At 73.9% G+C, this 13,513-nt stretch carries 10 protein-coding genes and 1 pseudogene; 8 read left to right on the top strand and 3 right to left on the bottom strand.

The features are described 5' to 3' along the window. Positions 1–59 precede the first annotated feature (59 nt). The 5 genes and pseudogenes from IE172_RS23135 to IE172_RS23115 all read left to right on the top strand — a co-directional run bounded on the left by IE172_RS23135 (position 60) and on the right by IE172_RS23115 (position 6,443). Positions 60–1,325, top strand: coding sequence for a glycosyltransferase family 4 protein (locus tag IE172_RS23135; RefSeq protein ID WP_190099211.1), 1,266 nt, complete (start codon positions 60–62; stop codon positions 1,323–1,325). After that, on the top strand, positions 1,322–2,167 hold the full coding sequence (locus IE172_RS23130; protein WP_190099210.1) for a transferase: 846 nt from the start codon (positions 1,322–1,324) through the stop codon (positions 2,165–2,167). The genes IE172_RS23135 and IE172_RS23130 overlap by 4 nt, the downstream gene beginning before the upstream one ends. Positions 2,168–2,700: 533 nt before the next feature. Beyond that, positions 2,701–3,261 carry an NADPH-dependent FMN reductase gene (ssuE, locus tag IE172_RS23125; RefSeq protein WP_190099209.1) on the top strand — a complete coding sequence of 187 codons (561 nt, stop codon included), beginning with the start codon at positions 2,701–2,703 and terminating at the stop codon, positions 3,259–3,261. Positions 3,262–3,517: 256 nt separating this feature from the next. Beyond that, on the top strand, positions 3,518–4,537 hold the full coding sequence (locus tag IE172_RS23120) for a hydroxyacid dehydrogenase (RefSeq protein WP_190099208.1): 1,020 nt from the start codon (positions 3,518–3,520) through the stop codon (positions 4,535–4,537). Then, positions 4,534–6,443, top strand: a pseudogene (locus IE172_RS23115) (DUF2264 domain-containing protein). Before IE172_RS23120 ends, IE172_RS23115 begins: the two are co-directional and overlap by 4 nt. A 7-nt stretch (positions 6,444–6,450) precedes the next feature. On the opposite strand, the gene IE172_RS23110 reads toward IE172_RS23115, so the two are convergent. Then, positions 6,451–7,173, bottom strand: a complete 723-nt coding sequence (locus IE172_RS23110) for a hypothetical protein (protein ID WP_190099207.1) — start codon at positions 7,171–7,173, stop codon at positions 6,451–6,453. A gap of 730 nt (positions 7,174–7,903) precedes the next feature. On the opposite strand from IE172_RS23110, the gene IE172_RS23105 reads away from it, so the two are divergent. Continuing rightward, positions 7,904–8,758 (top strand): L,D-transpeptidase family protein, encoded by an 855-nt coding sequence (locus IE172_RS23105; RefSeq protein ID WP_229886281.1) that lies wholly within the window; start codon positions 7,904–7,906, stop codon positions 8,756–8,758. Between the two features lie 43 nt (positions 8,759–8,801). Here the strand turns inward: IE172_RS23105 and IE172_RS23100 are convergent, their stop codons facing one another. Next, positions 8,802–9,809, bottom strand: a complete 1,008-nt coding sequence (locus IE172_RS23100; RefSeq protein WP_190099206.1) for an MASE1 domain-containing protein — start codon at positions 9,807–9,809, stop codon at positions 8,802–8,804. A gap of 52 nt (positions 9,810–9,861) precedes the next feature. After that, complete coding sequence (locus IE172_RS23095) at positions 9,862–10,692, bottom strand: PP2C family protein-serine/threonine phosphatase (protein WP_190099205.1); 831 nt, start codon at positions 10,690–10,692, stop codon at positions 9,862–9,864. A gap of 186 nt (positions 10,693–10,878) precedes the next feature. Here IE172_RS23095 and IE172_RS23090 point away from each other — a divergent pair, with 186 nt between their 5' ends. Continuing rightward, complete coding sequence (locus IE172_RS23090; protein WP_190099204.1) at positions 10,879–11,229, top strand: hypothetical protein; 351 nt, start codon at positions 10,879–10,881, stop codon at positions 11,227–11,229. A 229-nt stretch (positions 11,230–11,458) separates the two neighbouring features. Further along, a complete protein-coding gene (locus IE172_RS23085; protein WP_190099203.1) occupies positions 11,459–13,510 on the top strand; it encodes a discoidin domain-containing protein in 2,052 nt (683 codons plus the stop codon). The last annotated feature ends 3 nt before the right edge of the window (positions 13,511–13,513 follow it).

The following is a 13,513-nucleotide window of genomic DNA, read 5'->3' as shown; positions in this document are numbered from 1 at the left end:
ACCGCCACAAAGTGGTAACAGCGGGCAACTTCTGAGGTGGTCGTGCGGTCTTGACCGCCATGAAGGTTTCCTTTCTGATCCACAACGCCTATGGGATAGGGGGCACGATCACCACCACGTTCAACCTGGCGGGCGCTCTCGCCGAACGGCACGACGTGGAGATCGTCTCGGTGTTACGGCACCGGGAGCATCCCCACCTCACTCCGCACCCGGGGGTGCGATTGCGGGCGCTGGTGGACCTGCGCCGGGAGCAGGACCACCCCCTGCACCGAAGACCGGCCCAGGTGTTCCCCGCCGCCGAGTACCGCCACCGCCAGTACAGCGAACTGACGGACCGGCGGATCGCCGAGAGCCTCGCGGACACCGGCGCCGACGTGGTGATCGGCACCCGGCCCGGGCTCAACGTGCACCTCGCCCTCCAGGCCCCCCGGCACGTCGTCCGCGTCGGCCAGGAGCACCTCACCCTGGACAACCATTCGCCCGCACTGCGCACCGCGCTGCGCCGCGCCTACTGCGGGCTCGACGTGCTCACCACCGTCACGGAGGCGGACGCCGCCTCCTACCGGCGCAAGATGAGGCTGCCCGGGGTTCGGGTGGAGGCCCTGCCCAACAGCGTCCCCGATCCCGCGCTGCCCACGGCCGACGGCACCGCCAAGGTCGTGGTGGCGGCCGGCCGGCTGGTCCCGGTCAAGCGGTTCGACCTGATCGTCGAGGCGTTCGCCCGGGTCGCCGCCGAGTTCCCGGACTGGCAGCTGCGCATCTACGGCAAGGGCGAGGAACAGGACCGGCTGCGCGCGCTGATCGAACGGCTCGGCCTGTGGAACAACGTTTTCCTCATGGGCGCGGCGACACCCATGGAAGCCGAGTGGGTCAAGGGCTCGATCGGCGTGGCCGCCTCCGACTTCGAACCGTTCGGCATGACCCTCGTCGAGGCGATGCGCTGCGGACTGCCCTTCGTGAGCACCGACTGCCCCTACGGCCCCGCGGAGATCATCAAGGACGGTGAGGACGGCCGGCTGGTGCCGGTCGGCGACAGCACCGCCTTCGCCGAAGCGCTCCTCGGCCTGGTCCGCGACGACGCACTGCGCCGCCGCATGGGCCGGGCGGCGCTGCACAACGCGCGCCGCTTCGCCCCCGGCCCGGTCGTCACCCAGGCCGAACGCATGCTCCAGGAGGCCATCGAGGCCCGCGGCGGCGACCGCCCCGGCGCACCGTCACGGACCGGGATGCACCGCACCCTCGTCAGCCGGGGCCACGCGGCCCGCGACCTCGCCCGCGCCGCCGCCTCGAGCGCGCTGCGCACCGTACGGAAGGGACGCACGTGAGCACCGTCCTGCGCACCCGCTGCACCGTCGACGCCGACGGCCGGATCACCTTCCGGCTGTCACCGCCCGAGGCCACGCGTCCCGAGCTGGTTCTGGTACTGCGCCCGAAGAAGGGCCGCCCCGAGGAGACGACCCACACCCTCGGCCTCGAACCCGAAGGCGGCGAAGGGGAGTTCCACGCCGTGCTGGAGCCGCACCCCCGACTGGCCGAGGGCCGCTGGGACGTGTACCTGCGGTCCGGTCCGGACACCGTGCGCGAGCGGCTGCGCCCCGGCCCGCGGGACGTGCGGGTACTCGTCGACGGCGCCCTGCGCGACCGGCCGTCCCCGGTGGCCGTCCGGGTGCCGTACACGACCAAGGACGGTTTCCTCGCGATACGGACCTGGCTGCGCACCGCCCACGCCGAGGCCGGCCCCCTCGTCATCGCCGACGGTGCCATGACGGTGCGCGCCCGCCTCCACGGAGCCGAACTGGCCGACGAAGCAAAGGTGTTGCTGCGGCTGCGAGCCGACCGGGACACGGTGCTCACCGTCCCGGCGCGGCCGGCCGGGGAAGGCGGCGGCACCTTCTCCTTCACGGTCGCCTACGGAGAGCTCACGGGGACCGGCAACCGGATCTGGGACGCCTTCCTCCGCCCGGCGGCCGACGCGCCCCCGGTCAGGATCGGCCGCCTCCTGGACGACCTGGCCGACCGCAAGGGCGTCTTCGTGTATCCGGGGGTCACCGTCGACGGCGCGGCGATCCGCCCGTACTACACGGTCGACAACGACCTGTCCGTCGAGGTCACCGCCGCCGTCCGAACCGGCGGTCCTCCGCGTGAGCCAGGTGCGCGCGGGACCTGACCGCGGCGCACCCTCCGCCGGCCGGGGCCGGGGCGCGTCGCACGGGGAAGGTTCCGGCCCGGGGCCGGGTCGCCGCCGCCCCCGAGGGCCGGGCGGCTCCGGGCCCCGCCCCGACCTGCGGCTAAGCGGCGGACGGTGCGTCGTCCCGCTGAACGAGACGCCACCGGGGGTCCATTGACAGTCCTCGAGAGGTGCCCGCAGGATGTGGGGCATGCACACGACGCACCCCGGTGTGGTGTGCCGCTACGTGGACCTGCGGCGCACCAGCAGCGCCCTCTGTCGCTGAACACCCGCCGCATCCGGTCTTCCCCGCACGCGACCGCCCTTCCCGCCGGCCCGTCGCGCCGCTGAGCCGGGCCCGGCGTCACCCCTGTCGCGTTCTCCGCGCCGTTTCCCACCCCCGTCCGGTCGAGCCCGGTGCGTCCGCTGCCCGGCAAGGGCCTCGCACCCCTGCCCCGAGCCGGCGCCGGTCCGCCCGCCGACAGCCGGTGGACGGCGCCGGTCCGGCCGTCCCCGATCCGAAAGGTGCCGTCATGGCCACCATCCTCTCCGTCTCCGGCAGCCCCTCCGCCACCTCCCGCACCGCACGGCTCCTGCGCCACCTCGACGACCGGCTCGGGCAGCAGGGCCACGACGTGACGCCGCTCGACGTCCGGACCCTTCCCGCGGACGCCCTGCTGGGCGCCGACTTCCGCCATCCGGCGATCGTCGAGGCGACCGCCCTGTTCGCGCGGGCGGACGCCGTGGTGATCGGCACACCCGTCTACAAGGCCGCCTACTCGGGCCTGCTCAAGTCGCTGCTCGACCTGCTCCCGCAGTACGCCCTGGCGGGCAAGACCGTCCTTCCGCTCGCCACCGGCGGTACCACCGCCCACGTGCTCGCCATCGACTACGCCCTGCGCCCGGTGCTCATGTCCATGGGGGCCGCGCACATCGTCCAGGGCTGGTTCACCCTCGACAAGGACATCACGGTGGGCCCCGACGGCGCACTGAGCGTCGCACCGGCCGCCGCCGAGGCGCTGACGGCGGTCACGGACCGCTTCTCCGCCGCGGTGGGCGGCCGCACTCCCGCGCTGCCGGTGCCCGTCGGCTGAGCCCGCCCGCGGGAGGGCGGCGGCCCGGCCCCGGTGACGACGGCGTCCGGGGCCATGGCGTCGCCCGCTCCGGGGGAGGCGCTGCCGGGAGAAGGTGTCGCCCGCTCCGTTTCCCTCTGAACGGTCCATTGACCGTCCGCCGGGCGGACACCGACGATTTCGGTGTCCCGCACAGTCGTGTCCCGCACAGCCGTGTCCCGGTACGCGCGGGAACCGCGGGGAGGCACTCTGCCCTGACGAGGAGTTCCCCACCACCATGACCGAGTCCCCGTCCCGCCCCCGCGCCGCGCTGGCCATGTCCCCGGACGCCGCCTCGGCGGTCCTCGACGACGAGTCGCTCACCGCCCTCACCGCCCTGTGCGACCTGGCGCCGCTCCCGGCGCTGGACGACCTGACCACGTCCCGGGCCCGTGCCGTGCTCGCCGGCGTCGACCTGCTCGTCACCGGCTGGGGCTGCCCGCCCCTGACCGCGGACGTGCTGCGGGCGGCGCCCCGGCTCCGGGCCGTGGTGCACACCGCGGGCAGCGTCCGCGGCCATGTCACCGACGCCTGCTGGGAGCGCGGCATCGAGGTGTCGTCGGCGGCCGCGGCCAACGCCGTCCCGGTCGCGGAGTACACCCTCGCCATGATCCTGCTCACCGGCAAACGGGTCCTGGAGACGGCGCGGGACCACCGCTCCTCGCGCACCGCGCCGGACTGGCTGCGCACCCCCCGCACCGTCGGCAACCACGGCCGCACCGTCGGCATCCTGTCCGCGTCCCTCATCGGCCGCCGGGTCATCGACCTGCTCCGCCCGCACGACGTCGAGGTGCTGCTGCACGACCCGTACGTCGACGACCGCGAGGCCGGGGAACTCGGTGTGGAACGCGTCGGGTTGGCGGAGCTGTTCCGGCGCGGCGACACCGTGAGCGTGCACACCCCGCTGCTGCCCGGGACCCGGGGACTGGTCGGCCGTGACCTGATCGACTCCATGCGCCCCGACGCCGTACTGATCAACACGGCCCGCGGCGCGGTCGTCGACCAGGACGCCCTCACCGACGCCGCGCTGGCCGGACGGATCCGCGCCGTCCTCGACGTGACCGACCCCGAACCGCTGCCGCCCGACCACCCGTTGTGGCGGTGCGACAACGTGCTCCTCACCCCGCACCTCGCCGGTTCCCAGGGCAACGAGTGGCGCCGCCTCGCGGATCTCGCCCTCCGTGAGATCGCGCGCTGGACCTCCGGCGAGGGCTTCCACCACCCGGTACGACGCGAAAGGCTGGCCTTCCTGGCATGAGCATCCCGTTCGCACTGCCCGCCGACGACCGCGCCCTGAGCCCCCGCACCGGTTACACCCGCGCCCACTGGGAGGCGGTGGCCGACGGACTCCTCGACGCGGCCTGGCGCTGGAGCACCCCCGGCGGCGCCCTGCTGGACCTGCCCGGACGGCCCTCACGCTCGGGAGTGCGCTCCGACGGACTCGAAGGCTACGCCAGGACGTTCCTCGCCGCCGCGTTCCGCACGGCGGGCGCGGACGGCCACGACCCGCACAACCTCCTGGAGCGCTACGCGGGCGGCCTCGCCGCCGGCACCCTCACCCGGGCCGCGACGACACCGAGTCCTGGCCGCCGGTCCTCGACTTCGACGTGCGGGGACAGCCGATGGTCGAAGCGACCTCGGTCGCGCTCGGCCTGCGGCTGACCGCACCCTGGCTGTGGAGACGGCTCGACGCCGGTGTGCGGGACCGCGCGGAGGAGTGGCTGCGGGGCGCGCTGCGGCACACCCCGGCGCCCAACAACTGGTACCTGTTCCCGTACACGGTCGCCGGGTTCCTGGAGTCCGTCGGCCGCGGCGACGCCGAGACGGCCGCCGCACGGCGGCGCGCGGCGGAACTCCTGGAGAGCTGGTACCGGGGCGACGGCTGGTACGCCGACGGGGACGGACGCGCCTTCGACCACTACAACGGCTGGGCCCTGCACCTCTACCCGGTCCTCGACGCCCACCTCGCCGGCGACGGCGAGGCCCTGGCCCACCACGGCGCACGTCTGCGCGCCCACCTGGAGAGCTACGCCCTGATGTTCGCGGCGGACGGGGCGCCCCTGCACTTCGGCCGGTCGCTGACGTACCGCTTCGCCGCCTCGGCGGCCGTCTCACTGGGCGCCCTGACCGGCAGCACCCCGCTGACACCGGGCGCCTCGCGCCGGGTCGCCAGCGGCAGCCTTCGCCACTTCCTCGACCGGGGCGCGCTGACCGCCGACGGCCTGCTGAGCCTCGGCTGGTACGGGCCGCACGAGGCCGGACTGCAGAGCTATTCGGGCCCGGCGTCGCCGTACTGGGCGTCGAAGGCGTTCGTCGCGCTGCTCGCCCCCGCCGGACACGACTTCTGGACGGCGCGCGAGGAGGCCGCGCCCGTGGAGGAGGCCGACCGGGTGCTGGCGCTGCCCGCGCCCGGACTGCTCCTCCAGGCGACCCGGACCGACGGGATCGTACGGCTGCACAACCACGGCAGCGACCATGTGCGCCCGCACGAGGGCGAGTCGGCGGCCGGGGACGACCCGCACTACGGACGCCAGGCCTATTCCACCCGCACCGGTCCCACCGCACCGGGGAACACCGCCGACAACCATCTGTCGGTGGAGTCCGGCGGGCGGCGCAGTGTGCGCCGCCGCATCCACCCCCTCGGCGCCGGACACGGCGACGGCTGGGGCTGGGCGGCCTCCTGGCACCGGCCCGTCTTCCCCTCGGGCCCGCCGATGGTGCCGGGCCTGCGCGTCGAGAGCGTCACCGTGGCGCGCGGCCGCCACGAACTGCGGGCGCACCGGGTGGTGGGGGCGCCGCCGGGGACCCGGCTCACCCACACCGGCTGGGCCACCGGCCCCGGGGAGTCACTGACCTCCGCCCTGTACGGACTGCACGGCTGGGACGGTGCGGTCCCGGAGCTCGTCAGCGCCCCGCAGGGCACGGCCTGGACCCCCTGGGCCCGCGTCCCGCGCCTCACCGGCCGCTGCGAGGGCACCTCCGTGCACGTCGCCCTGGCCTCCCTCACCGCGGAACCCTCTCCGGCGCCGTTGCCGGACGCCGTGGAAGACGTGCTGGTCGAGGACGGGGCGATCGAGGTCGTGTGGGCCGACGGCACGGGCCGTACCCGGATCACCTTCGATCCGGTGGACGTGCGTCACTCCCCGCCCGCGGCGGGCGGATGAGCCGGTGTCACGAACCTGCCTCGCCGGCCTTCGGGGTCTGCCCGTCGGTGTCGGGCGCGGTGTAGAACACCGACGTGCCCTGCTTGGTGCGCTGCGCCCGGTTGCGGGCGACCAGACCTTCCAGGGTGTTGCGCACCACCGTGGTCCTGAAGGTGCGCTCGGGGTGCGCCTCACCCAGCGCCCCGGCCACCTCCGCCGCCGAACGCGGTTCGCTCTGCCCGTCCAGGTGCGCGCGGACGAGTTCCACCAGCTTGGGACCGTCCGTCCGGCCCTCCCGTGCCCCGGCCGACCGTGCCCCGGCCGGACGGGTCCTGCCCGCCTTCGCCTTGGGGCGTTCCGCCTTGGCCGGGGCCGGCTTGCGGGTGGCCTTGGCGGGGGTGGCGCGCACGGTCTCCTTCTTCGCACGCTTCGGCTTGTGGTCCCCCGGCCCGGTGCCGCTCCGCCCGCGCTGCGCGGGGACGGACGCTCCGCCCGGTGCCGTCTCCGCGCCGGACGCGTCCCCGGACTCGTGCACGGGCGCGGGCCCGGCGGGCGCCGCGGCAAGGCCCAGCGCCTGCTGCATGTTCACCAGGATCGTGTGGTCGTGCTGAAGCACCGTCAACTGCTCCTGCAGCGCGGCGATGTCGGCGGTGACCCGCTCCTGCTCCTTGACGTTGCGCTCCAGGTCGTTCGCTACCTGGGCGGTGTACTGCGAGGTGAGGTCGGTGGCGGCGGTGGAGTTCTCGGACACGAAGTGCCCCTTTCTTCCCGTTGGTTCACCTGATGACCAGCCATGGTACGGCCGGGTGCGGTTGACCGTTTCTGCTGTGGGGTTCCCGGTTGACGTCCTCCGGCGGCGCGGCGGACGGCAGGGGCTTCCCGGACGCACCGTGCGCCCGCCGGCGACGCCCGCACCGGCCACCGTGCACCTCACGCCCCCCGGCGACGCACGCTCGCTCCGGATGAGCGCCGCCATCGAAGAGGACGGCGCTCCGCGCACCCGTCGAGGTGTCCTCCACAATTCACCCGTTCGTGGCGCCCCGCGCCAACGGCGCTCGCGTGAGGCCTTCCTGAGGCCCCGGCAGCCACCCCGCCGGGCCGGACGCCGACGCCCGCCTCAGCCGACTCCAGCGTCCCCGCCTCAGCCGACTCCGGCGTCCCCGCCTCAGCCGGCTCCCGCGCCCCGCCGTGGGGCGGCGTCCGCGGCGCCGCCCACCCCGATGGACGTCACCATCACCGGTTCGGCCCAAGGGGACGTGGCCGTCGAGCGGGGCTCACGGTTCGTCGTCGACCGGCGGCGCCACATCGGCGCGCTACTCCGTCCGGCGGGCCGGTACTCCACCCGGAGTGCGCTTCCCTCACCCGTCCGGGTGCCGTTCGGGGCCGGGCGACGCCACAAGGGAGCGGCGCAGACGGGGGACTTCGCCGGACTCGCGCCGGGAGCTGAGGCGAATCCGGCGAGTCGAAGTCAGGCTGAGACCATGGTTTCATCCTTCGACTGCCCGCACCGTCCGCGTCTTCGAGCTCCGTCCCGGGCCGGAGGCCGAGCCGCGATCCCGGCCCGGGCACGCGGCCGTGTGCGGTCGGCGGCCGTCGTCCTCCTCGTCCTGGCGGCCCTGACCGGATGCGGGGCGGGCACCGGCGGCCCGACCGCGGACACCGCGGGGCGCACCGGGCCGGCCGCCGGGCCGCCCGGCACCGCGAACACCGCCCAGGGCCGCAGCGGCGCCGGGGCGGAGACGCGCGCGCCCGCCCACATCCCCGGCCTCGGCCCCCGGACACGGGCATGGCTCCCGGAACGGGCCCGCCAGGTGCTCGTGGTGACCGGCAGGGGCAAGGACGCCAACCGCTCCGAGGCCGTGCTGTACGAGCACACCGGTTCCGGCTGGGAGGCGGGACCGGCGTGGCCCGCGCGCAACGCCCTCAAGGGCTGGACCGACGACCACTGGGCGGGCGACCTCCGCTCACCGATCGGCGTCTACACCCTCACCGACGCCGGGGGACTGCTGCCCGACCCCGGCACCGACATGCCCTACGACCGGTCGGACGGGTTCAGCGTCAGCGGCACCGGCTTCCAGGGCGAACCTCTGGCGGGGTCCTTCGACTACGTCGTCGCCATCGACTACAACCGCGAGCCGGGCACCACACCATTGGACCTGACCCGTCCCCTCGGCGGCGACCGGGGCGGCGGCATCTGGCTGCACGTCGACCATCAGGGGCCCACCCAGGGATGCGTCAGCCTCCAGAAGCAGCACATGCGGGACCTGCTGCGCGCCCTCGACCCCGACCGGAGTCCGGTGGTGGTGATGGGCGACGCCGTGTCCCTGAGCGAGTGACGCCCGGGCCGGGGACGGCAAGGGGCGCGGGGGACGAAGGACGCTACGACGTGTCCCGCGGCCGCCCGCCCCCCTCCCGCGGCGCCGGCCCGGCCGCGGACTCCCCCGCCGTCAGATGCTCCAGCACCTCCACCAACTCCTGACAGGCCCGCTCCACCGACCGCCGTGTGTTGCGCTGTTCGGTGATCACCGCGGACAGCAGCAGGGAGGTCAGCGCCATCGCCCCGTTGAAGGCCTGCAGATTGGCCATCACCTGGACCTCGGTCAGGTGCGCGAAGGGACCGATCCCCTCGGTCGCCGCCACCGTGGCCATGACGGACGCGAACAGCGCGCAGAGCATGCTGCCGGGCAGCTCGAACCGCAGCGCCGCCCAGATCAGCAGCGGATAGACCGAGAAGAGCAGACTCGCAGGACTGCGCGTGGCCAGCGGCACGAGGCAGCCGGCGACCACCGCCAGCCCCACCGCCTCCTGCCATCTCGACCAGCGCGGTGGGCGGCGCAGCCGGGGGAGCAGGAGCAGGACCGGGGTGATGAGCAGTACGCCCATCGCGTCGCCCACCCACCAGGCCAGCCACACCCCCCAGAAGTCCCTTCCGGGAAGGTCACCCGTGGCGACGAGGAGTGCGGCGCCGGTCGACGAGCTGATCAGCATGGCCGCGAAGGCGGCCAGGAACACCAGGGCGAGACAGTCGCGTAATCGGCTGAGATCCGTACGGAAGCCGACCCTGCGCAGCAGGAGGTATCCGGCCACGGGCGCCGCGGTGCTGCCCACGAGGACGCCCACCGAAGCCGGCTGCGGGGAGGTGAGGTGCAGGAGGACGAGCAGGGCGCCCAGCGCGATCCCCGCCCAGCAGCGCGGCCCGAGGAGCAGCAGGCCGGCGACGGCCACGCCGGTCGGCGGCCACACGGGCGACACCACGGCACCGGCGACGGTGAAGTCCCTCAGCAGCCCCAGCCGTCCCCCGGCGTAGTAGCAGGCGGCGACGGCCAGCGTCTCGAGCACGAAGACGGCCGGTGTACGGAGATCCTGGCGAGCCACCACACCAGCCATCACACACCGGTGCCGCCGTGTCGGCGAGGTGGGACCGCGGGTCCTGTCGGCCCTATGGATGACTGTCCAGCCTCTCGTGTCCGATCACCAGGACGGCCGCGTCGTCGTCGTGCCCCACCCGCTCCGCGCCCTTGATCAGGGCGGCGGCGAGCGCTTCCGTGTCCATGCCCGCGACCGCCGCCGTACCCGCGAGCCGCGCCGCCCGGTGCAGGCCCTCGTCGAGCGGCATGGACGGCCCCTCCACCACCCCGTCGGTGAGCATCACGAACATGCCGCCGGTGTCGAGCCGGTACCGGGTGACGGGGTAGTCCATGGCGGACTGGACCCCGAGCGGCGGGCCGCCCTCGTCCCGGGTCACCCCGCTGTGGCCGTCCGCGGTCGCCCACACGCACGGCAGATGCCCGGCGCGGGCACTCTCCAGCAGCCGGGTGTCCGGGTCGAGCCGCAGGAAGGTGCAGGTGGCGAACAGGTCGGAGCCCAGCGACAACAGCAGTTCGTTCGTCCGGGCGAGGAGCTCGCCGGGGTCGCTGTCCACGGAGGCCAGCGCCCGCAGCCCGGCCCGGACCTGCCCCATGAAGGCCGCGGCCTCGATGTTGTGCCCCTGCACGTCGCCGATGGACAGACCGAGCCGGCCGTCGGGCATGGTGAACGCGTCGTACCAGTCCCCGCCCACGTTGAGACCCTGGTTCGCGGGCGCGTACCGCACGGACAGCCGCACGCCGTCGGCGGCCGGCAGCCCCCTCGGCAGCATGCCGCGCTGCAGGGCGACGGCCAGTTCCACCCGGGAGCGCTGCAGCTCGGCCTGCGCGCGTGCCTGCGCCGTCAGCGTCCCGAGCCTGATCAGCAGCTCGTCGCCGTCGTCCGTGGAGCCGGTGCGGGACATGGATCACTCACTGGGGCGAGGACACCAACGCGCGGTGGCCGCCGTCGGGGGACGTAGCGCGCATTCGCATACGGAAGGAATGATAGTCGGCGAAACGGCGGCTGGGCCAGTCGCGTTCGGGCCCGCCGCGGGGCCCGGACCGCCGTTCCCGCCCGGCCGGTCGCCGCCTCTGTCTAGGCTGTGCCCATGGAACAGCGGGAGATCATGCAGCGGAGCGTCGGCATCCTCACCGAGGCCCTCGAAATGCGGCGCCGGCTGCGTGAGAACCCCGACGCCGACGTGGCCGGGAACGGAGCGGTCGCCACCCTCCTGGAGGAGATGCTGCCGCACGTCCAGCTGCCGGCCGACGCGTCCGCGCGCGAGGTGGCGGACATCGTCACGGCGAAGCTCGGCCCCGCCATCGTCCAGATCGCCTCGTCCCTCACCTTCGCCTTCGTCCAGCTCGCCGAGATCCACGACGAGGGCCGCACCGACGTGTCGTCCGCCGACGTCCTGCGTTCCATCTCCCTCCACTACGAGACCGGCGGCGAGGACTAGGAGTCTCCCGGGCGCGCGGGAGTGGCGCGGGGGCGGGGCCCGGCCGGCGCCTGTGAGGGGTGCGCGGACCGCCCTCGCGGATGTCGCCCCGGCGGGTTTCCCGCCGCCCGGCCCCGATCTCCCGACGGCCGGTGACGCGCGCACCCTTGACGCCCTACGCGTCAGTAGCGATTCTCGGCCCAGGGCCTTGTGCCGCTCATGACAACTCCATGACGGAGGGACGTGCGCCATGACCACGAACCGCACACGACGACACCTCGCGGTCGTCACGCTGCTCCTCCTCGTGCTGGCCGCGGCCCTCACCCCCACGCCCGGCTCCGCTGCCGACGGGGGCTGGTGGGAGCCCACCGCCCGGCCGGCGCCGGACTCCGGCGTCGACGTCACCGGCGAGCCCTTCACGGGAACCGGCGCGAATGGTGAGGTGCGCGGGTTCGTCGACGCGCACAACCACATCATGTCCAACGAGGCCTTCGGAGGCCGGCTCATCTGCGGCAGGGCGTTCTCGCCGAAGGGCGTCGCCGACGCGCTCAGGGACTGCCCCGAGCACTACCCCGACGGCTCCCTCGCCGTCTTCGACTTCATCACGGGCGGCGGCGACGGCTGGCACGATCCGGCCGGCTGGCCCACCTTCCGGGACTGGCCCGCCCACGACTCGCTCACCCACCAGCAGAACTACTACGCCTGGATCGAACGGGCCTGGCGCGGCGGCCAGCGGGTCCTGGTGAACGACCTCGTCACCAACGGCGTGATCTGCTCGGTGTACTTCTTCAAGGACCGAAGCTGCGACGAGATGACGTCGATCAGGCTCCAGGCGAAACTGACCTACGACATGCAGGCGTACATCGACGGGATGTACGGCGGCCCGGGCAAGGGCTGGTTCCGCGTCGTCACCGACAGCACGCAGGCGCGGGACGTCGTCGCCCGGGGCAAGCTCGCGGTCGTCCTCGGAGTCGAGACCTCCGAACCCTTCGGCTGCAAGCAGATCCTGGACGTCGCGCAGTGCGACCGGGCCGACATCGACGCCGGACTGGACGAGCTGTACGCGCTGGGCGTGCGCAGCATGTTCCTCTGCCACAAGTTCGACAACGCGCTGTGCGGCGTGCGCTTCGACCCGGGCGCACTCGGCACCGCGATCAACGTCGGGCAGTTCCTGTCCACCGGCACCTTCTGGAGGACCGAGAAGTGCACCGGGCCGCAAGCCGACAACCCGATCGGCGACGCCCCGGCGGCCGAGGCGGAGAAGAGGCTCCCCGCCGGCACGGAGGTCCCCTCGTACGCCGCCGACGCACGGTGCAACGTACGGGGGCTCACGGAACTCGGCGAGTACGCCGTGCGCGGCATGATGGAACGCAACATGATGCTCGAGATCGACCACATGAGCGTCAAGGCCACGGGCAGGGTGCTGGACCTCTTCGAGGCCGAGTCCTACCCCGGCGTCCTCTCCTCGCACAGCTGGATGGACACGGACTGGACCGGACGGCTCTACGGACTGGGCGGTTTCACCGCCCAGTACATGCACGGCTCCGAGGGCTTCGTCGCGGAGGCGAAGCGCACCGAGGCCCTGCGCGACACGTACGGAGTCGGGTACGGGTACGGAACCGACATGAACGGCGTCGGCGGCTGGCCGGCCCCGCGCGGCGCCGACGCCCCGAACAAGGTGACCTACCCCTTCCGGAGCGTCGACGGCGGCTCCGTCCTCGACCGGCAGACCACCGGCGAGCGCACCTGGGACCTGAACACCGACGGAGCGGCGCACTACGGTCTCGTCCCCGACTGGATCGAGGACATCCGCCGCGTCGGCGGACAGGACGTGGTGGACGACCTCTTCCGCGGCGCCGAGTCTTACCTCGACACCTGGGGTGCCTCCGAGGCGCACCGCGCCGGGACGAACCTCGCCGAGGGCGCGACGGTCACCGCGAGCTCGGCCGAGTGGAACCCGTTCACCAGCTACGCGCCCGGCCGGGCCGTCGACGGCGACCGGGGCACCCGCTGGGCGAGCGACTGGAGCGACGACCAGTGGCTCCGCATCGACCTCGGCGAGACCCGCCGGGTCGGACGGGTCACACCGGACTGGGAACGGGCGTACGGCACCGCGTACCGCGTCGAACTGTCCACCGACGGCACGAACTGGCGCACCGCGTGGTCCACCACCTCCGGCGACGGCGGCCTGGACACGGCCGTGTTCCCGCCCGCGTCCGCCCGCTACGTCCGCCTGCGGTTCCTGGACCGGGCGACCGACTGGGGTTACTCGCTGTACGAGGTCGGGGTCCGGGCACGCTGACCC

Source organism: Streptomyces griseoflavus, from assembly GCF_014649995.1.
GTDB classification, from domain to species: Bacteria; Actinomycetota; Actinomycetes; order Streptomycetales; family Streptomycetaceae; genus Streptomyces; species Streptomyces griseoflavus.
The sequence above is the reverse complement of the archived record's forward strand: the minus strand, read 5'-3'. Positions and strand labels throughout refer to the sequence as shown.